Consider the following 19,308-nt stretch of genomic DNA (forward strand, 5'->3'; position numbering starts at 1 on the left):
GTCTGGGAACAGAAATTCCAGATCTGAACACATGATGTTGAGCAAAGCGGAGCCAGACAGTTCAGACCATACGGATCACGTCCCTGCTGATGGCCAGCACATAACCGCGTTTGGCGATGTTTTTGACCAGCAGTTCGCTCACCATCTGGTTGCCCAGCGTGTCCCGCAGGCGTTTGATTCGGGTGGCGCCGGCGGCCTCCTCGCAGTCGGCGGAGGCGCGGCCGGAAATTACGGCTTCGATCTCCGCGCCCGACAGCACGTCGTCGTCCAGCCGCGCCTCTGCCAGAACAGATAGGGTTTCCATCGCGGCGGGGGTCAGTTTGAACCCCATATTATTGAGGTAGACAGTGTTCTCATCGCGGCTGATCAGCAATTCATTGACCTGAATGCCTGACCGTTCGATCTGCGCCATGCGCCGGTTCAGCATCACCAGCATGCCCAGCACCGTCAGTGCAGCCACCAGCATCGCGGTTGCAAAGACCAGCAGCACAAAGATCACCATCCTGTAACTGGTCAGAGTATCAGCAAAGGCGGTACCGGACTGGGCCAGGATTTCCAGCAGCTTGATCTCGGCCTGGGCTGTCAGATCGTTTTCGACAAACAGCCGTTCGACCCGTGCATTGAAGGCATTGGCATCGGGCAGCGTCAGCAGAAGAACAGTGCCGGCAACCACCAGAAGCGCAACCATGGCAGCAATGCCAAGCGCGATCACCCTGCTGCCGGCCGCGCGGGCTTCAGAAACGGAGATAGTAGGATCCGGCATTGGCCTTCCTTTGCTGCAGGCCTTCGGGGCCGAAGATGGACAGGACATTCAAAAGCTTCCAGCCGCCGGGTGCAATGCGGGCCTGGATCTCGCCTCGGGCAGCCTTTTTCTTGCAGGTGCCGGAGAGTTGGATCACGCCATAATGCAGGCGCAGCGGGTTGTCTTGCTTGGCCTTGTAATCAGCATAGCAATCAGCCGCCTGGGCCGGCGGAGAAAGCGCCAGAAGGGCAGCCGCAAGAGCGGGTATCAGGAGGTGCTGTTTCATGGGGGCATCCTGCGGCGGCGGGCGTTGAAATTCAATAACCGCAGGGGGTTGAGGTGACTGATATCCGATAACAAGCGGCCGATATTGCCTGTCTGAAGGCGGTGGGGACAGGTTGGGGTCATCAACGGCGCACAGGCTGCGCATCCGATAATCAAAAGAAAGGTCCCGATATGGCCCAGACACAAGGTTCCAAGCCGCACCGCAAATTCATCGCGCTGATCGTGGCAGCCTCAATCGCCATCACCGGCTTTTCGGCAGCGCCGGCGCGCGCAGACGAGGATGTCGCCAAATTCATCGCCGGGATGGCCCTGCTGGGGATCCTGGGCGCTGCAATCAATGATGCCAGAAAGGATGACGACCGTCATGTCACGCGGACCTATAACCCGCCGCGCGGCCATGGGCATGGCGGCCATAGGCACAATTCGCACAATCGCCATGGCGGGCACGTGAAGCCGCTGCCGCCGCGGGTGCACCGCTATGACTTGCCGGCACAGTGTGTCCGTTACTTTCCGCGCTACAGCCGCAATTATCCGCTGGCCGGCAAAGGCTGCCTCGACCGCAATTACGGGTACACACCGAATCTGCCGCGAGCCTGCAAGGTGACCTTCTGGAACGGCAAACGCGACCGCACCGGTTACAAACCCCGCTGTCTGAAGCAGCATGGCTACCGGATGGTCAACCGCTAACAAAATCCGCTTTCGGGCAGCAGAAACTTGGGGGCTTAGGCCCCCTCTTTTTTGTGCGGGTTGAATTTCGGGCCTGAATTGGCTTTGTGACTGGCATGACACAACCTGACTACAGCCTGGAAGATGCCGCCCTTGCCAAAGGGTACCTGAGAATTGCCGGTGTGGACGAGGTGGGCCGCGGCCCGCTGGCCGGGCCGGTGACTGCCGCAGCGGTGGTGCTGGACATATCTGCCATTCCCGAAGGCCTCAATGATTCCAAGAAACTGAGCCTTAAAAAACGCGAAGCGCTGGAAGGCGGAATTTTGACTTCTGGTCAGGTGTCCGTTGCGCATGCCTCAGTCGAAGAGATTGATTCCCTGAACATTTTACGTGCTTCGCATCTGGCGATGGAGCGCGCGGTAGCAGCACTGGATCCGGCACCGGATTATCTGCTGATTGATGGCAACTTGATCCCCAAAGGGCTGGTTTTGCCCTCTGAAGCAGTGGTCAAGGGCGATGCCTTATCGGTCTCCATCGCAGCTGCTTCGATTATCGCCAAACTGGTGCGTGACAGGATCATGGTGGATTTGGCGCAACAGTTTCCGGGATATGGCTGGGAGAAAAACGCAGGCTACCCCTCGAAACAGCACCGCGCGGCATTAGTTGATTTAGGCGTGACCCCACATCATCGGCGGTCATTCAAACCCGTACACAACATCTTGTATCAAGAGTGAACCGTAGGGTGTTGTTCTAATAAACAAATTGACCTCGAATCCGCGATGACTCATCCTGTGGACAACCTAATGAGCGCAAAAATGCGCCGCGGGTATGAGGCAGAGCAATGAATAAAACTATGACAAAGGGCGCGGCAGCGCTCCCTTTAAACACGATTATGGGCGGTGATTGCGTCGAAGCGATGAACAGCCTTCCGGCCAGTTCGGTCGATCTGATCTTTGCAGATCCGCCGTATAACCTGCAGCTGAAAGGCCAGCTGCACCGCCCCGACAATTCCAAAGTCGACGCCGTGGATGACCACTGGGACCAGTTTTCCAGCTTTGCGGTTTATGACCAGTTCACCCGCGAGTGGCTCAAGGCGGCGCGCCGGGTGCTGAAGCCGAACGGCTCCATCTGGGTGATCGGCTCCTACCACAATATCTTCCGTGTCGGATCAGTGCTGCAGGACGCAGGGTATTGGGTGCTGAACGATGTGGTCTGGCGCAAGTCGAACCCGATGCCGAACTTCCGCGGCAAGCGGTTCACCAACGCGCATGAGACGATGATCTGGGCGTCCAAGTCGGAAGGTGCGAAGTACACCTTCAATTACGAAGCCCTGAAGGCGCTGAATGAAGGCATCCAGATGCGCAGCGATTGGGTGCTGCCGATCTGCACCGGGCATGAGCGGCTGAAGGATGAAAACGGCGACAAGGCGCATCCGACGCAAAAGCCGGAATCGCTGCTGCACCGGATTCTGGTCGGGTCGACAAACCCGGGCGATGTGGTGCTGGACCCGTTCTTCGGCACTGGCACCACCGGTGCGGTTGCCAAGATGCTGGGACGCGAATTCATTGGCATTGAGCGTGAGGAAGCATATCGCAAGGTGGCAGAGAAGCGGATCAAGGCGGTGCGCAAGTTCGACCGCGAGGCACTGGAAGTGTCCGCCAGCAAACGCGCGGCACCGCGGGTTCCCTTCGGCCAGCTGGTCGAGCGCGGCATGCTGCGCCCGGGCGAAGAGCTGTATTCGATGAACCGCCGCCACAAGGCCAAAGTGCGGGCTGACGGCACTTTGATCGGCGACAACATCAAGGGCTCGATCCATCAGGTGGGTGCGCATCTGGAAAACGCGCCGTCCTGCAACGGCTGGACCTACTGGTGCTTTAAGCGTGAGGGCAAGACAGTACCGATCGACGTGCTGCGCCAGCAGATCCGTGCTGAGATGCAAAACTGAGGCCTGGGCTTTTCTGAACGTAAAAAAACCTATTGCAGGTGCTTGTGCTTAACGCACAGGCGCACACCTTGCCCCGCCTGCATCAGGCGGGGTTTTTTGTGCTTCTGCCCTGTGATGCGCTATTCCCTGTTCATATCAGCGCAACTATCTGCAGTAATAACGCTGCAACAGCCAGCGGGAAGAGGGGAAAGCCCATGACCGATACCGCGTTTGCCTCCGGGACCGAAGCCGTTCCAGCGTTCCAAGCCGGCAGCCAGCAGCTGTCATCTGCGGAAAGCAAATTTGCCGAGGCTGCTCTGGATGCCCACAAGCGGCGGGGGTTGCAGCTGGCGGTACGGGCGCGTTGGATCGCGCTGCCCATAATCGCGGTCTTCATCGTCTTCCTGAACCCGGCCTGGGAAATCCTCTATTATCATGGAATCCTTGCACTATTATGCGTCAATGGCTGGTTCATCAGCCGCGCAGGAAAAGTAGGAAAGTCACGGCTGGAGCTGTTCCTGATCTTCCTGGACCTTCTCATCATGACGTTCGGCCTGGTCGTGCCCAGTCCGTTTGACAGCCGCAGCATACCGGTTGCCATGCAGTACAGATTTGATAATTTTCAGTACTTCTTTGTCATCTTGGCCGCCGGCACCATGGCTTACTCTTGGCGCACAGTGATTGCGATCGGGACATGGACGGCTACGATGTGGCTGGGCGCGCTGGGGCTGGTCTGGTGGTTCTCCAACCCGGTTCCCGGCCTTACCGAAGTCATGAACGCCGCCTTGGGTTTTGAGCCCGAGCTGGCGGAGTTTTTCGACCCCAACAGTTTTATGGTTCAGTTGCGTGTGCAGGAGGCAGTGGTATTTGTGCTGGTGGCAGTGACGTTGGGCTTTTCAGTGCGCCGGTTCAACGGGCTGCTCAGAAGCAATGCAAGCCTGACACGGGAACGGGCGAACCTGTCACGCTATTTTTCACCCAATGTGGTGGATCAACTGTCGCAGAACGACGAGCCGCTGAAACAAGTTCGCAGCGAGGATGTGGCGGTGCTGTTCATCGATATCGTTGGCTTTACCCGGTTGTCTTCAGGCATGGACCCGCGTTTGGTGATTGACCTGTTGCGGGAATTCCACGGCCGGATGGAGCGGGAGGTGTTCCGCCATCACGGCACGCTGGATAAATATCTTGGCGACGGGCTGATGGCGACTTTTGGAACGCCGGTTGCTGGCCGGCAGGATGCCACCAATGCCCTGGCCTGTGCTCATTCCATGCGCGAGTCGCTGTTGGCATGGAACAGGGAGCGCGCCCGCCACGGCAAACCGGAGATCCGCGCCGGGATCGGAATTCATTATGGCGAGGCACTGCTGGGTGACATTGGTTCCAACCGGCTGGAGTTTGCGGTGCTGGGCATGACGGTGAACATCGCCGCCCGGCTGGAGAACCTGACCCGCAAGCTGCAGGCCGGGATTGTGATCAGCGAAACGCTGGCCACGCAGGTGAGGGCGGAGCAAATCGGCCTGGATCTGCTGGAAGGTAACACCCGGCACCCGGATCAAGAGGTGCGCGGGCTGGATCAGCCGATGACGGTTCTGGCCTGGGCGTAAGCCCTAGCGCGGCACCGGGTTCTGCGCTTTGTTGTAGGCGTGCCAATCGGTGATCTCGGGGTAGTATGTCTGCCGCCAGCGCCGCACCCGCGGGTTCATCACCCGGCGCCATAAGGGCGGGACCATCGCGGCAATGGTCATCACCGGGTAGCCATAAGGCAGCTGCGGCGCGTCGGCTTCTGTATAATTCTGCAGCAGCGGAAAGCGGCGGTTTGGTTTGTAATGATGGTCCGAATGGCGCTGCAGGTTGATCAGCAGCCAGTTCGATGCTTTATGCGCCGCATTCCAGGAATGGCGCGGCTGCACGGGTTCGTATTTGCCGTCGCCAAGATGTTTGCGGGTCAGCCCGTAGTGTTCGACATAGTTGACCACCTCCAGCTGCCAGATTGCGACGCCGGCTTGCACCAAAAACAGCAAGACGCCGGTCACGCCGCCCAGCATAAGCGCCAGCATCAGCATGGCTGCCTGCAGCGCCCAATAGCGGAAGAACGGGTTCGAACGGTCGGTCCAGGGGCGGTTCTTCTTCGCCAGCTTTTCCTTTTCGGCGCGGAACGCGGAATGCCAGCATTGCCGCAGCACCCGCGGGTAGAACCGGTGGAAGCCTTCGTTGTACCGCGCCGTGACAGGGTCGCGCGGGGTGCCGACATAGCGGTGATGCACCAGCAGGTGCTCGGACCGGAAATGGGAGTACAAAACCATCGCCAGCAGAATGTCACCCAGCCAGCGCTCAACCCGGCTGGACTGGTGCATCAGCTCGTGGCTGTAGTTGATACCTACCGCGCCGGTGACGACGCCGACCCCAAAGAAAACAGCGAATTTGCCGAATGCGCTCAGATGATCGGCACCGCTGACGTACCAGATCAATCCGAACAGCGTGACGAATTGCAGTGGCACCCAAGCAGCGGTCAGCGCCTTGTACCAGGTGAGATCACTGTCCGGCGTTTCCGGGTCGGCGTTTTCCAGATTCAACCCGAATGCCCCGTCCAGCACCGCAAACAGATGCCAGGTCACCAACGGCGGCAGAACCAGTGTCCAGCCGCCGTAAACTGCAGCAATCCAAACCAGCGGCAGCAGCAAAAAAGACATCCAGAACGGCAGGGCGCTTTGCCAGCGGGCAAGGGTTTCGGGGGCGATCATGCCTGTGTCTCCCAAATCAATCAGCGCGCGTTTGCGCCGACACTATGCCCTAAAATCTGAAAACCCAAGAGCGGCGCCGGATACCTTAGAGGCCCTGATACAAATCGAAGGCCTTGCGCATTACTGTGGGCAGGCTGGCGGCGCGGAAGTCGCGGTGTGGTATCAGTTCCTGAGTTGAATTCTGGTTAAAACCTTCAGGCAATTCGGCCGTCATCACCCGCAGGATCAGATGGAAATGAGTAAAGGTGTGGCGCACTTCCCCATCCGCCTCTTGCCAATCCGCTTCAAAGGGCGGGTTCGGATCCGGGGCGTCATTCCACTCCGAACCGGGCCAGCCAAGCATTCCGCCCAGCAGCCCTTTGTCCGGCCGCCGTTCCAGCAGCCATGTGCCGTCGGCAGATTTCGCCAGGTATACGACGCCATTCCGGGTGGGTTTCGGTTTCTTTGGCGTCTTCTTGGGCAGCTCAGCCGCAGTGCCCGCAGACCGCGCTGCACAGGGATCGCGCCAGGGACAGATGCCGCAGGCAGGGTTGCGCGGGGTGCAGATGGTGGCGCCAAGGTCCATCACAGCCTGGGCGTAGTCACCGGGCCGCTGAGATGGGGTCAGTTCTGCCGCGCGTTCTTTCAGTACAGGTTTCACACCGGGAAGCGGGTCGTGAATGTCGTGCAGCCTGGCCATCACCCGTTCCACATTGCCATCCAGAACAGTCTCGGGGCGATTAAACGCAATTGAGGCGATGGCGGCGGCGGTATAGGGGCCGATACCGGGCAGTTTGAGCAGGCCATCGTAACTGTCTGGGAATTCTCCGCTGATACCGCTTGCGACCACACGAGCGCACTTCAGCAAGTTGCGGGCCCGGGCGTAGTAGCCAAGGCCGGCCCATTCGGCCATGACTTCTGCGTCCTTAGCCGCTGCAAGATCGGACACCGTCGGCCAACGGCTGGTAAAGCGAAGAAAGTAGTCCCGCACCGCCGCCACCGTGGTCTGCTGCAGCATCACTTCGCTGAGCCAAACCCTGTAAGGATCGGGGCGGATGCCTGCCGCACGCGCCGCCGGGCCCACCCGCCAGGGCATCCCGCGGGCATGGGCATCATACCACGCAAGCAGGTCTTCGCTCATCGCGGCGGAATTGCTGTTCAAGTCACGCATTCGTTATTCCCTGGCTCGCGGTTTGGCTGGCGCCTGCATTCCGGCTCTTTACAATAGGGCAGGCAGTCACGCAAAAGCTAGATCATGGCATTCAGGCGCAGCACCACACGCGGGTTCGCAAGAACCTCCAAGCTCCTCAACGAGCAGATCCGCAAGGCGGGGGAAAGCCGTGGTTTTGCGGTGTCGCGGCTGCTGACCCACTGGGAAGAGATCGCCGGTCCGGATATAGCTGCAATGGCGCGTCCGGTTAACGTGGGTTACGGGCGCGGTTCCTTTGGCGCAACTCTGACGGTGCTGACGACCGGAGCCAATGCGCCAATGCTTGAAATGCAAAAAGAACGCCTGCGTGAGCGGGTGAATGCGGTTTATGGCTTCAATGCCATCTCCAAGGTGCGGATCACGCAGACGGCACCGACGGGATTTTCCGATGGCCGCGTGGAATTCAAATATGCCCCCAAAGTGCAAGCGCCGCAGCCGCCCGACCCGCAGGATACTGCGGCTGCCAGCCAGGCGGCTGCTGGTGTGGAGAACGACGATCTGCGCGCTGCCCTGGAACGCTTGGGGCAAAACGTGCTGACAAAACAGAAAACGCAAGGAAAGGGGTTCAAATGACCCGTCTGATGTCTGGTGTCTTTGCCGCGGTTGCGGTTGTTGCGGGCGGTTATGCCCTGTCGGGTTTCAACACTCAGAACAATCTGCCGCAGAATCCGCTGGTTGGCGCCGCTGTTGCACAAGAGGCCGAGGTGGACATCTCAACAATCGCCGAGATGACCCTGGGGGCCGCGGACGCGCCGGTCACGCTGATCGAATACGCCTCCTACACTTGCCCGCATTGCGCCAGTTTCCACAATGAAACCTTCAAAAAGCTGAAGGCTGATTACATCGACACCGGAAAGGTGAAGTTCATCTACCGAGAAGTCTATTTTGACCGTTACGGGCTGTGGGCCTCGATGATTGCGCGCTGCAGCGGACCGGAAAAATTCTTTGGTATTTCCGATCTGATCTACAAGGGCCAGTCCGAATGGGCGCGGGCCGGCGGCGCAACCGAGATTGTCGATGAGCTACGCAAAATCGGCCGCCTGGCGGGAATCGGGAATGAGCAGCTGGAAGCCTGCCTGCAGGATGGCGAGAAAGCGCAAACCCTGGTGGCCTGGTATCAGGAAAACGCCACCGAGCACGGCATCGAGGCAACGCCGTCGTTCATCCTGAATGGTGAAAAGATTTCCAATCAGTCTTATACAGAGTTCAAGACGCTGTTGGACGCAGAGCTGGAAGGCTAAACTCTTCCTGCAGAAGAGCTTTAAGCCCGGTCGTATGCCTGGGCTTTTCAGGGCAGAGGTTGCCGGGCAATTGCTCTTTCGGCAGCCTCTGCGAGAGCTGGAGGTCAGGGAGCTGGCGCCGCCTTCTTCAATAGATCCCTTAATCGGTCATCCCCAGCAATCTGCAGCCGCACAGGCAGGGTAATGACCTTGGAGCGGAAGCTGTCTGGCAGGCGGACGGCGTCTTTTTCCGTAGTGACCAGCTGGGCGTTAAGCAGTTTGGCTTCATTCTCCAGCCGGTTCATTAGCGCGGATGAGAGCGGCTGATGATCGTCAAGCGCTTCGGCCCGTGCAATGTCAGCGCCAAGGCTGCGCAAAGTGTTGAAAAATTTCTGCGGGTGACCGATGCCGGCAAAAGCCAGAACGCGGGTACCGTTCCAGGGCATCCCGGTCTGCAAGGGCTGCAGCGCGCCAGCGAAATGCGGCAGGCCCTGCAATTGGCTTGCCCAGGCAGTGGCAAAAGCTCTCTGGGCCTCTTCCGGTCCAAGCGAAAGCACCGCATCAGCCCGTTTCAGGCCAACGCCAACAGGCTCCCGCAACGGGCCGGCGGGCAGGCAGCGGCCATTGCCAAAGCCTTGCTGCGCGTCCACCACGATCAGCGACAGGTCCTTGACCACGGCAGGGTTCTGAAACCCGTCATCCAGTATGATGATGGTAGCCCCTGCATCCGCCGCGGCGCGCGCGCCAGCGGCGCGGTCCTTGGCAACCCAAACTTCGGCAAAGGCGGCCAGAAGAAGCGGTTCATCCCCCGTCTGCGCGGCCTTGTGCCGGCCAGGGAAGACTTGCACCGGCCCCTCCATCGTGCCGCCATATCCGCGGGTCACAACATGCGGTTCATGCCCCTGGTTGCGCAGCGTTTCCAGCAGCCAGATCACCGTGGGCGTCTTGCCGGTGCCGCCAGCATTCAGATTGCCAACGCAGATCACCGGGACATTAGCACGCATCGGGTTGCCTTTGGCGACCCGGGAAGCTGTGGCGCGTGCATAGACCCAGCCTAGAGGCGCCAGCAAAGCTGCCCGAATATCAAAATCACCTGGCGGTTTGTGCCAGAATTCAGGTGCCCGCATCGGTATCCTCGCGTTGGTCCAGCAGGGTCTGGATCTTTTCCAATAACATGTCGGCTGTAGCGGCGCTTTCCGTGACACTCCGCCAGCCGGCCAGCGCCATTTCGGCGGCCTTGTCCGGGGCGGAAAGCGCAACAACCGCATCGGCCAGTTCCGATTGAGTCAGCACCGGCTGGGCAGCGCCCGCCGCGGCCAGTCTTTCATAAAGGTCGCGATGCGCGTGGATACCCGGTCCGTGCAGCAAGGCCGAGCCTAAGGCCGCTGCGTCCAAAGGCGACTGGCCCTGAGCCATAGGATCCAGGCTGCTGGCGATCAAAGCGGCTGGAGACAGGCGGTACCAAAGGCCCAAATCCTCGCTGCCCGCCAAAAGCACCTGGGTGAGGTCCTCTGGTTCACCGCCGTTTTCCCAATCGGCAAAATACAGTCCGCTGTTCTGCAGCAGGCTGCGGGCTGCTGCAAGATCCGCGCCGTCTTCCAGCGCGACCACCAACAGCAGCCGGTGCAGCAGACGCAATGCGGCGCGATGCGCGTCAAGGACACGGGGCAGTTCGCTAAGCTTGGTATGGGCGGCGAGCCAGACCGGGCGGCTGCCCAGGGTCTGCTGCATGGCAGAAAGTTCTTCGTCATTGCAACCAGGCGGAATTGCCGACACCCGCAGCTTGCTGGCCAGTTGCACCCGTTCCGCTGGCAGTCCGATCCGGGTCAGCCGGGCCTGCACAGACTTGGAGGGGGTCAGGATGCAGGTCAGCCCGTCCAGCAGCCGCCGCCGCTGGTCCGGCAGCCAGCGGCTGGCACGGTTGGGCATTTCATCCTCCAGCAGATCCGCCAGCAGCACGCCGGTGCCGCGCTCGCGCATTTGCCGAAGCAGCACCCGTCGTGCTGGCGAGCCTGTCCAGATGCAAGCGTCGGGCTGCCAATGGTTTAAAAACTCGCGGGCCTCGGCCATGGTGTCCTCAGGCAGCGGGCCAATCGGAATATCGCAGCCAACTGTACCGGTCAGCCGCAAACCAGGCTCCCAGCTGGCCAGCACCGACAGGTCCGGGCGCAGGGATTTGAGGCGGCGGCCGATATCGCAAAGCGCTTGATAACGTTCAGGAGTGGTTGCGTGCACCCACAGCAGCTCTCCTTTGGGGCGGGGCTGCAGAACGGAAGAGCGGTTGGGAGTTGTGGTTCGCCGTTGCATCTGGCTCGATCTGAAATTTCCGGCCCAAGGTATCTGCAACATGCGGGTTTGTCTGTGAAAAATTTGCGCATGACAATAGCGCTTCTGCTGCTGCCGCTTAAGGCCAGTCTGGATTAATGTCCAGCGATGCCAGGACCGTTCGGGTCCAACGCCGTCAGCAGCGAATTCTGAAGCGCTGGATTGCCGGCAACCACCCCGTTCAGGCGCGGATGCGGATTGTTGAAGCGCAAGGGCCTGCCGGTTTGATCGGTAAGGATGCCGCCAGCCTCGCGTATCAGCAGGTCACCTGCCGCAATGTCCCATTCCCAGCTTGGGCGCAGGGTCAGCATGGCGCCGAAACGGCCGTCTGCCACCTTGGCCAGCCGGTAGGCAAGCGAGGGCCGGTAGCTGCGGATGAATTCGGGCGGGGTGCCGTCCAACCAATGATGGGCCTGCAGGTTAGGTTTGGCAGCCAGCACTTCAGAACTGGAAAGTTCTGTTGCAGGGGACACATGAATCGGGCTGCCATTGCAATCCGCTCCCTGGCCCTTGGCGGCAGTGTACATCAGCTCCCGCTGCGGCAGGTAGATCACGGCGGCGGTCACCTTGCCGTGTTCAGCGACGGCAAAGGAATGCGCCCAGGTGCGGGAACCTTCGGCAAAACTGCGGGTGCCGTCGATCGGGTCAATGATAAAAACCTTATCGCGCAACAGCCGCGCGTCATTGTCTTCAGTTTCTTCCGACAGCCAGCCGTAGCCGGGCCGCGCCTGTTGCAGCATGTCTTCGAGCATTGCATTGACGGCCAGGTCGGCTTCGGTCACAGGACCAGCGCCGCCGGGTTTGTCCCAGCGTTTGGCTTCGGGGCCGGAAAAACGGCACGCAATATCGCCGGCCTGTTCCGCCGCTTTCACAAGCAGGGAAAGGTCAGTTGCCGGCAAGGGTCATTCCTTCGATCAGCAGCGACGGGACCACGGTCGAGAGGTGCCGGCGCGCGTCATTGGCGGGAACGATCCGCCGCAGCATGTCAAGCAGGTTGCCCGCGATAGTGCATTCGTTGACCGGATAGGCGATCTCGCCGTTTTCCACCCAGAAGCCCGAAGCGCCGCGGGAATAATCGCCGGTGTTCGGATTGATGGTCGAGCCGATCATCGACGTCACCAAGAGACCGGTGCCCATCTGCGCAATCAGATCATCGCGGCTGGCTTCTCCTTCAGTCAGAGCAAGATTCCAGGTCGCGGGCGAAGGCACCCCGCCGATACCTCGGGCGGCGTTGCCGGTGCTTTCCAAGCCCAGCTTGCGGGCAGAGGCGAGGTCCAGCGTCCAGCCAGTCAGCACACCGTTGTCAATGACAGTGCGCTGGCGCGTCGGCAGACCCTCGCCATCAAACGGGCGGGAACCGGAAATGCGCGGGCGGTGCGGGTCTTCAACAATGGAGAGGGTTTCGGGCAAAACCTGCTCACCCAGTGACCCTTTCAGCCAAGAGGAACCCCGGGCAATCGCGGCGCCATTGGCCGCAGACAACAGATGCCCGATCAGCGAGGAAGAGATGCGCTCGTCAAACAGAACCGGAAAACTGCCGGTTTTGGGTTTGCGGGCGCCAAGCCGGGCCACCGCGCGTTCGCCGGCGGTGCGGCCAATGTCTTGGGCGCTGCGCAGGTCGGTTTGAAAAGTGCGTGAATCCCCGTCGTAGTCACGCTCCATACCTGTGCCGCTGCCTGCAATCCCGGTGCAGGAGAGCGAGCGCCCGGTGCGCTGGTAGCCGCCGGAGAAACCGTTCGTCGCGGCCATATGCACAACATGGCGGCCATAACCGGCCGCTGCGGATTGAACCTGGGTGATGCCGTTGATTTCCTGGCAGGCGGTCTCGGCAGCCAGCGCGTCAGACTGCAGGGCAGCAGGCGCCGGCTCGCCGCTGGGGTCTTCCAGCTCCAACGGCGCCAGGTTCCAGTTCTTGGCCAGCTGCGACGGATCGGCAAGGCCTGCATAAGGGTCCTCAGGTGCTTCCTTGGCCATGGCGACGGCACGCTCGGCCATCGCAGCGATGGTTTCCGGGCGCATGTCCGAGGAGGAGACCAGTGCCTGCCGTTTTCCGACGAACACCCGCAGGCCCAGGTCGGTGCCCTCAGAGCGCTCCGCGTGCTCCAGTTTGCCTTTCCGCACTTCGATGCTGAGGGAACTGCCTTCCGCTGCCATGGCATCGGCGGCATCCGCGCCGGACTTGCGGGCGGCATCAATCAGGGCGTGGCAAAGCGCTTCGGGAGACTGGGTCATGGGCACCTTCTGTTCTGCTCCCTATCAGAGCTATCCAGTGAGGCGGCTTGCCGCAAGGGCGGGCAGCAAAAAAGGGGCCGCACCTGGCGGCCCCTTTGAAAAACCTGTCAGGGATTTGACGGTTATTTGATGCGCTGGCCATTGGCGTGGATCTGGCCGTCCTCGGAGATCGCAATTTTCGAGGTCAGGGTGTCTTCGCCCTCGCCCGGCACGGCCAGCATGCCCATCATCATCCGCGCGCCCATGGCATCGCTGTCGGACATCAGGCCCATCCCGATCAGCTTATCGATCAGGGTGTTTGCGCCGGTCAGTTTGAGGTCAGCCTCACCTGAGGGAGCAGGCATGCCGTCGAAGCTGACGAGGTCTTCGTTGTTGAAGGTGAAGTCGCCGGTGCCGGTCAGCTCGGCGCCTGCTGCGGTGACCTGCAGCTGTTTCACGGTCAGCGCGTTCAGTTCGCCTGGTTGTTCTTCGCCGGATTCCACCGATTCCATGGCTTCCGGATCGAACAGGTCGAACAGCACTTTGCCCTTGCCGGCAAGGTCCAGCACCACGGTGGCTGGATCATGCGGCAGCTGGCCGGTCGGGTCGACCATGCCCCACAGCATGTCCGGAACCGCAAAGTCGCGCAGGGTAATGCCCAGGGCAAAGTCCTGCTCTTCCTCGGATTTGGCGAGCGGCATCATCAGTTTGAAACCGGTCTCCGCCATGCTGAGCGCCAGCGGGAACGGGATCTCGGAGCCGGAGATATTCACATTGGTGCCGATTTGGGACACATCATAGGTCAGATGCTGCTTGTCCATCGCCACCGCGATCGAGCCGCCTTGGGAGTTGCTCTCCATGGCGAAGTTCTCACTGCCGTCCACACCGGATACTGCGCCGTTGCCGCCGGTAAAGGTGAAGGTGCCGTCAAAGGCAAATCCGGCCTCCAGCAGTGCAGCCATGTCGGGGCCTTCCAGACCAGCCGGAACGGTGCTGGTGCCGGTAAAGTTCAGGCCCTGCAGGGCGCCTTTGAAGGAGCCAGTGCCGTTGCTTTCGGGATCGTTGAAACCCATGTCATAGCTCAGGCTGGAGGCAGTCAGCGTCTGGTCATATTTGCGCGCGCCAGCGATTTTCATATCGGTCTTGGTGGCAACGTCGTTCATGACGATCTGAACTTTCGCCACGTCCGCCGGCACGGCCTCGCCGTCTGCAGTCAGCCCGTCCAGCGTCATGGTGACCTTGGAAGAGCTGTAATCATAGCTCATGCTTTCGGCGTCGCCCGACACTTTCATCGGGGTGCCGTCATGGGCATAAATCAGTTTGCCCGCGAAGCTCTCGCCTTCGCCGGAGAATTTGAAGCCCATCGGGAATTCCGCGGGCAGCAGCACGTTGACGGTGCCATCACCGTTTTCCACAAACTGGATCTCCGGGAAACTCACCGTGCCAGAGCCGTCCTCTTCCGGGATCGGCATGACCATCGAGACATCGGAGATGGTCAGAGTGCTGCCCGAAACGGCTTCAGTGCCGGAAACCGTGTAGCCGGTGCTGGTCAAATACGCTTTCCAGTCAGCCCAGACGTCCTGGGCGCTCAGATCTGCCAAGGCACCTTGGGCGGAAACAACCAAAATTGCCGCTGCAACGCCGCTGCGTGCAAAAATAACGGACATAAGAGAACCTTTCTCAGTGAGATAATTGAAATCATCGTCGGCCCGGCGGGCGGTGCCGTCAAGGGGGCCTTGGGCTGGACCGTTCCCCCTAACCGCTTTACCACATGGGTCAGCAGCCACTTGGAGGGACGGCCGATGGATTTCAATGGAAAAACAGTTGCAATTACAGGCGCCAGCCGCGGTATCGGCGCGGATACGGCCCGGGTTTTTGCCGCCGCCGGGGCCAATTTGGCCTTGTTGGCAAGGAGCGAGGAGGCGCTGCGGGAGCTGGCGGAGGAGATCGGCGGAAATGTGCTGACATTTACCTGCGATGTATCAGACTACGCATCGGTGGAGCGCGCGCTGGCCAAGGCACATCAGCAATTTGGCAGCCTGGACATTCTGATCAACAACGCCGGTGTGATCGAGCCCATTGCCCGGTTGGCGGATGCCCATCCCGGCGACTGGAGCAAGCTGATCGATATCAACCTGACCGGAGTGTTCAACGGTGTCCGCGCCGCCCTGCCGCTGATGAAGCCAGCGGGCGGCGGCACCATTATCACTGTCAGTTCGGGCGCGGCGCATCATGCGCTGGAGGGCTGGAGTGCATATTGTTCGTCGAAAGCGGGCGCAGCAATGCTAACCCGGGCACTGGACCTGGAAGAACGTGCCAACGGTATCCGCGCCATGGGGCTGTCGCCGGGCACAGTCGCAACCCGGATGCAGCGTGAAATCAAGACCAGCGGCATTAACCCGGTGAGCGAGCTTGAATGGGAAGATCACATCCCCGCCGAATGGCCCGCGCGGACGCTGATGTGGATGTGCACTGATGATGCGGACGATTGCATCGGCCAGGAAGTTTCTCTGCGCGAGGACAGCATCCGTCAGCGGGTTGGCCTGGTATGATTGATGTGGAGATTGCGCAGAACGGTCTGTGGACCCTCACTATCAACCGCCCGGATAAAGCCAATTCGCTGACCGAAGCGATGCTGACCGAGCTGGCTGAAATCGCCGAACGCGCGCAGGAGGCCCGCGGGTTGATCCTGACCGGAACCGGCAAGGTGTTCAGTGCGGGTGCTGACCTGGACGAGGCGCGGGCAGGCCTGGCGACGTCGCCGGTGTGGGAGCGGTTGTCTAATGCTATGGCTTCAATTCCCTGCCTGAAAGTGGCGGCGTTGAATGGCACCTTGGCTGGCGGTGCCAATGGCATGGTGCTGGCCTGTGACATCCGGATTGCGGTGCCTTCGGCCAAGTTATTTTACCCGGTGATGAAGCTTGGATACTTGCCGCAGCCCTCGGACGCTGGGCGCATGGCGGCGCTGATCGGGCCTTCGCGCACCAAGATGATTCTGGCAGCCGGGCAGAAAATCACCGCTCAGGAAGCTTGCAGTTATGGCCTGGTCGATCGGATTGTAGAACCGGACGCGCTGATGGATACTGCGCAGGATCTGCTGGCGCATTCACTTGAGGCCCAGTCCGAGATCGCGGCCGGGATACTGAGGATGTGCCGGTGAAACGGCTGTCCGGCCTGCGGCTGCAGGTACAGAGTCCTGAACGTCTCGCCGGGTTCTATGCAGATGTGTTCGGCATGGACGTGCAGACCGAAGGCGAGGCCTGGCGTGCGGGTTACGCAGGACAGGATGCAGACCTGATCCTGCTGCCCGGCGGTGCCCAAGGTTCCCACACGCGGGACGAGCGGTATTGGAAGATCGGGATCTGTCTGCCCGATTTGGACATCGCTTGCGAACAACTGCGTCAGAAAGGAGTTGAGGTCTCCGCCCCGCATCAGTTCCGCGACATCGGGTATATGGCGCATCTGCATGATCCCGAAGGTTTTGCGATTGAGCTGCTGCAGCATGATTTTCTTGGCAGCCGGCCTGACGGGGCAGGCAATGCAGCACTGCCGTTGGGCGGCGGGGCGCATATCGGGCAGATCACCCTGCGCACCGGGGATATCGCCGCCGAAGTTTCGGCGCATGCGGATATGAAGGTATTGTCGGTGCAGGATGTTACGGAATTCGGGTTCGACCTGTATTTTCTGGCCTTCACAGACGAAACACCTCCGGATCCGGATTTGCAGGCCGTGGCGAACCGCGAATGGCTGTGGCGGCGTCCATACACCACTTTGGAATTTCAGCATATTGCTGGTGCGCAGTTGCGGGAGAGTCCGGCGTTTCTGGGTTTGGAGACCTCCTAGCGGTTGCGCAGTTTTTCAGCCGCGGGAAAATTGAACGCGGCTGGCGGGGAAGGCGCCCGGCGTCAGAAAATTGCAGATGGCAGCCAGGTTGCCAGGCCGGGGATCAGCCAGACCAGCAGCACCCCAAGCGCCTGCAGGCCAATGAACGGCACGACCCCTTGGTAGATTTGACGGGTGGTGACCTCCTTTGGTGCGGCGCCGCGCAGGTAGAACAGCGAAAAGCCGAACGGCGGCGTCAGAAAGCTGGTCTGCAGGTTGATCGCGATCAGGATGCCCAGCCAGACCGGATCGTGGCCCATTAGGATCAGGGCAGGTGTCACCAGTGGCAGCACGATGACCGAGATTTCGACGAAATCGAGGAAAAAACCGAGCACGAAGATGAACAGCATGCAGAACAGTAGCGCCCCGGACGGGCCGCCGGGCATGTTGCCAAGGATATGCGCAACCCGCTCCTCGCCGCCCAGGCCGATGAACACCAGCGAGAACATGCCAGCGGCCAGGATAGTGGCAAAGATCATTGCGGTCATGGTTGTTGTCGACGTCACCGCTTCATGCAGGATACGTTTCTTCAAGCCGCTGCGCAGGGCGGCCAAAACGGCAATGGCTGCGACCGCAGCCAGAAGCGCATAGAACAGCCCCGCTGCGAGATCGGCCCCGCTGAGGTCGCTGCGTTGCAGGCGGACCGGATGAACCCCTGACAAAACCCCCAGCAGGATCAGCGCGGCGGCACCGGAAAGGATCAACCGGGACGGTCCCCCTGCACGCGCTCCCGCCATCAGCAAGGCACCGATGCCGCCCACCGATGCGGCCTCGGTCGGAGTGGCGACGCCGCCCAAGATGGCACCGAGCACGGCGAAAATCAGCAGGATCGGCGGCACCACGGCGCGCATGACCTGGCGTCCGCTGGGACGGGCCAGCTCCTCCGGGGCGGAGGGCATGTCCTGTGGCCGCAGCACGCCTCTGACCAGGATATAGAGAAGATACAGCACCACCAGCACCAGTCCAGGCACCAGTGCGGCGGCAAAAAACTGGCCAACCGACAGTGCCTCGACCGAGAATTTTCCCTGCTCGTACTGGGCCTGCTGATAGGCATTCGACATCACGTCGGCGAGAATGATCAGCAGCGTCGAAGGCGGAATGATCTGCCCCAGCGTGCCCGCTGTGCAGACGATACCTGACGCTACCCGGGCATCGTACCCAGCGCGCAGCATCGCTGGCAGGGCGATCATGCCCATGGCCACAACCGTGGCGCCGACAATGCCTGTCGAGGCCGCCAGCAGTGCGCCTACCAGCACAACCGAGATGCCCAGGCCGCCCTTCAACTGGCCGAACAGCCGTCCCATGGTGTCCAGCAGTTCTTCGGCAATGCGGCTTTTCTCCAGGATCGCCCCCATCAGAACGAACAGCGGAATGGCGATCAGCACCTGGTTGCTCAGCAGGCCAAATACCCTTTGACCAAGCGCGCCCAACAGCGAGATGTCCATCACCCCCAGGGTCCACCCGAGGCAGGCAAAGATGATCGCAACGCCGGCAATGGAGAAAGCCACCGGAAACCCCATGAGGATCGCCGCCATCAGGGCTGCGAACATGATCAGGTCAAGGTATGCGGTCATCGGGCGTCACTTTCGGAAAACAGGCGGATCAGCAGGGCAGCAGATTGCAGCATCACCAGCACGCAGAACGCCGGGATCAATGACTTCAGCAGGAACACGGCTTCGATGCCGCCAACAGCAATCGGACCTTCGAAAATTGCCCAGGAATTTCGCACCGACGGCCAGGACCAGTACAGAAGCGCCGCCATTGATGGCAGCAGCAGGAACAGGTGGCCGAAAATGTCGATGCGGCGCTGCGACCGGGGGCTGAGGCCGGCATAAAACACATCAACACGCACATGCTTGTCGACAAGCAGCGTGTAGCCGGCAGCAAGCATGAACAGGGTTGCGTGCATATAGAGAACGCTTTCCTGTGCGGCGATGGAATTCACTCCGAACACATAGCGGCCGACCACGATCGCAAACTGCGTCAGCACCATGATCAGCGCCAGCCAGCGCACCACATGCGCCAGCCTCCGGTTGATACCGTCCAGCGCATCCGCAACCCGTCGCATTCTGCTCTCTCCCCACTAAAAAACCGGCGCCCGCCGTTCCGGGCGCCGGCGGCTG

General features: G+C 60.7%; 20 protein-coding genes. 9 read left to right on the plus strand and 11 right to left on the minus strand.

Annotation, left to right across the window (positions count from 1 at the left end):
- Window positions 1–61 precede the first annotated feature (61 nt).
- A complete protein-coding gene (locus A2I95_RS06485; protein ID WP_291728983.1) occupies window positions 62–763 on the minus strand; it encodes a hypothetical protein in 702 nt (233 codons plus the stop codon).
- Window positions 735–1,028 (minus strand): hypothetical protein, encoded by a 294-nt coding sequence (locus tag A2I95_RS06490; RefSeq protein ID WP_291729152.1) that lies wholly within the window; start codon window positions 1,026–1,028, stop codon window positions 735–737. The genes A2I95_RS06485 and A2I95_RS06490 overlap by 29 nt, the downstream gene beginning before the upstream one ends.
- Window positions 1,029–1,198: 170 nt before the next feature.
- On the opposite strand from A2I95_RS06490, the gene A2I95_RS06495 reads away from it, so the two are divergent.
- The 4 genes from A2I95_RS06495 (at window position 1,199) to A2I95_RS06510 (ending at window position 5,221) form a co-directional block, all read left to right on the plus strand.
- Window positions 1,199–1,714 (plus strand): hypothetical protein, encoded by a 516-nt coding sequence (locus A2I95_RS06495; protein ID WP_291728984.1) that lies wholly within the window; start codon window positions 1,199–1,201, stop codon window positions 1,712–1,714.
- 95 nt (window positions 1,715–1,809) lie between these two features.
- Window positions 1,810–2,427, plus strand: a complete 618-nt coding sequence (locus A2I95_RS06500; RefSeq protein ID WP_291729153.1) for a ribonuclease HII — start codon at window positions 1,810–1,812, stop codon at window positions 2,425–2,427.
- A gap of 107 nt (window positions 2,428–2,534) precedes the next feature.
- A complete protein-coding gene (locus A2I95_RS06505; protein ID WP_291728985.1) occupies window positions 2,535–3,638 on the plus strand; it encodes a site-specific DNA-methyltransferase in 1,104 nt (367 codons plus the stop codon).
- A 194-nt stretch (window positions 3,639–3,832) separates the two neighbouring features.
- Window positions 3,833–5,221, plus strand: coding sequence for an adenylate/guanylate cyclase domain-containing protein (locus A2I95_RS06510; protein WP_291728986.1), 1,389 nt, complete (start codon window positions 3,833–3,835; stop codon window positions 5,219–5,221).
- Between the two features lie 3 nt (window positions 5,222–5,224).
- Here A2I95_RS06510 and A2I95_RS06515 read toward each other — a convergent pair whose 3' ends face one another.
- Entirely contained in the window at window positions 5,225–6,358 is a 1,134-nt protein-coding gene (locus tag A2I95_RS06515; RefSeq protein WP_291728987.1) for an alkane 1-monooxygenase, read from the minus strand.
- Between the two features lie 85 nt (window positions 6,359–6,443).
- On the minus strand, window positions 6,444–7,508 hold the full coding sequence (gene mutY / locus A2I95_RS06520) for an A/G-specific adenine glycosylase (protein ID WP_291728988.1): 1,065 nt from the start codon (window positions 7,506–7,508) through the stop codon (window positions 6,444–6,446).
- An 84-nt stretch (window positions 7,509–7,592) separates the two neighbouring features.
- On the opposite strand from mutY, the gene A2I95_RS06525 reads away from it, so the two are divergent.
- Entirely contained in the window at window positions 7,593–8,120 is a 528-nt protein-coding gene (locus A2I95_RS06525) for a DUF721 domain-containing protein (RefSeq protein ID WP_291728989.1), read from the plus strand.
- The gene (locus A2I95_RS06530; RefSeq protein WP_291728990.1) at window positions 8,117–8,788 is read left to right on the plus strand and encodes a DsbA family protein; all 672 of its coding nucleotides are present in this window, start codon (window positions 8,117–8,119) and stop codon (window positions 8,786–8,788) included. Before A2I95_RS06525 ends, A2I95_RS06530 begins: the two co-directional genes overlap by 4 nt.
- Before the next feature lie 104 nt (window positions 8,789–8,892).
- Here A2I95_RS06530 and lpxK read toward each other — a convergent pair whose 3' ends face one another.
- From lpxK to A2I95_RS06555, 5 genes are all read right to left on the minus strand, one after another.
- Window positions 8,893–9,894 carry a tetraacyldisaccharide 4'-kinase gene (gene lpxK, locus A2I95_RS06535; RefSeq protein ID WP_291728991.1) on the minus strand — a complete coding sequence of 334 codons (1,002 nt, stop codon included), beginning with the start codon at window positions 9,892–9,894 and terminating at the stop codon, window positions 8,893–8,895.
- A complete protein-coding gene (locus A2I95_RS06540) occupies window positions 9,881–11,074 on the minus strand; it encodes a glycosyltransferase N-terminal domain-containing protein (RefSeq protein ID WP_291728992.1) in 1,194 nt (397 codons plus the stop codon). Before A2I95_RS06540 ends, lpxK begins: the two co-directional genes overlap by 14 nt.
- 113 nt (window positions 11,075–11,187) lie before the next feature.
- A complete protein-coding gene (locus tag A2I95_RS06545) occupies window positions 11,188–11,991 on the minus strand; it encodes a 3'(2'),5'-bisphosphate nucleotidase CysQ (RefSeq protein ID WP_291728993.1) in 804 nt (267 codons plus the stop codon).
- Window positions 11,978–13,324, minus strand: coding sequence for a TldD/PmbA family protein (locus tag A2I95_RS06550; RefSeq protein WP_291728994.1), 1,347 nt, complete (start codon window positions 13,322–13,324; stop codon window positions 11,978–11,980). The genes A2I95_RS06545 and A2I95_RS06550 overlap by 14 nt, the downstream gene beginning before the upstream one ends.
- Before the next feature lie 122 nt (window positions 13,325–13,446).
- Window positions 13,447–14,970, minus strand: a complete 1,524-nt coding sequence (locus A2I95_RS06555; protein WP_291728995.1) for a DUF2125 domain-containing protein — start codon at window positions 14,968–14,970, stop codon at window positions 13,447–13,449.
- Window positions 14,971–15,105: 135 nt separating this feature from the next.
- Between A2I95_RS06555 and A2I95_RS06560 the strand changes: the two genes are divergently transcribed.
- Genes A2I95_RS06560 through A2I95_RS06570 form a run of 3 tightly spaced genes read left to right on the plus strand, consistent with a single transcriptional unit; the run spans window position 15,106 to window position 17,146 of the window.
- Window positions 15,106–15,855 (plus strand): SDR family oxidoreductase, encoded by a 750-nt coding sequence (locus A2I95_RS06560; RefSeq protein ID WP_291728996.1) that lies wholly within the window; start codon window positions 15,106–15,108, stop codon window positions 15,853–15,855.
- On the plus strand, window positions 15,852–16,463 hold the full coding sequence (locus A2I95_RS06565) for an enoyl-CoA hydratase/isomerase family protein (RefSeq protein WP_291728997.1): 612 nt from the start codon (window positions 15,852–15,854) through the stop codon (window positions 16,461–16,463). Before A2I95_RS06560 ends, A2I95_RS06565 begins: the two co-directional genes overlap by 4 nt.
- The gene (locus A2I95_RS06570) at window positions 16,460–17,146 is read left to right on the plus strand and encodes a VOC family protein (RefSeq protein ID WP_291728998.1); all 687 of its coding nucleotides are present in this window, start codon (window positions 16,460–16,462) and stop codon (window positions 17,144–17,146) included. Before A2I95_RS06565 ends, A2I95_RS06570 begins: the two co-directional genes overlap by 4 nt.
- 62 nt (window positions 17,147–17,208) lie before the next feature.
- Here the strand turns inward: A2I95_RS06570 and A2I95_RS06575 are convergent, their stop codons facing one another.
- Entirely contained in the window at window positions 17,209–18,759 is a 1,551-nt protein-coding gene (locus tag A2I95_RS06575; protein ID WP_291728999.1) for a TRAP transporter large permease subunit, read from the minus strand.
- Window positions 18,756–19,253, minus strand: a complete 498-nt coding sequence (locus tag A2I95_RS06580; RefSeq protein WP_291729000.1) for a TRAP transporter small permease subunit — start codon at window positions 19,251–19,253, stop codon at window positions 18,756–18,758. Before A2I95_RS06580 ends, A2I95_RS06575 begins: the two co-directional genes overlap by 4 nt.
- Window positions 19,254–19,308 lie beyond the last annotated feature (55 nt).

The organism is Leisingera sp. F5 (assembly GCF_001593695.1).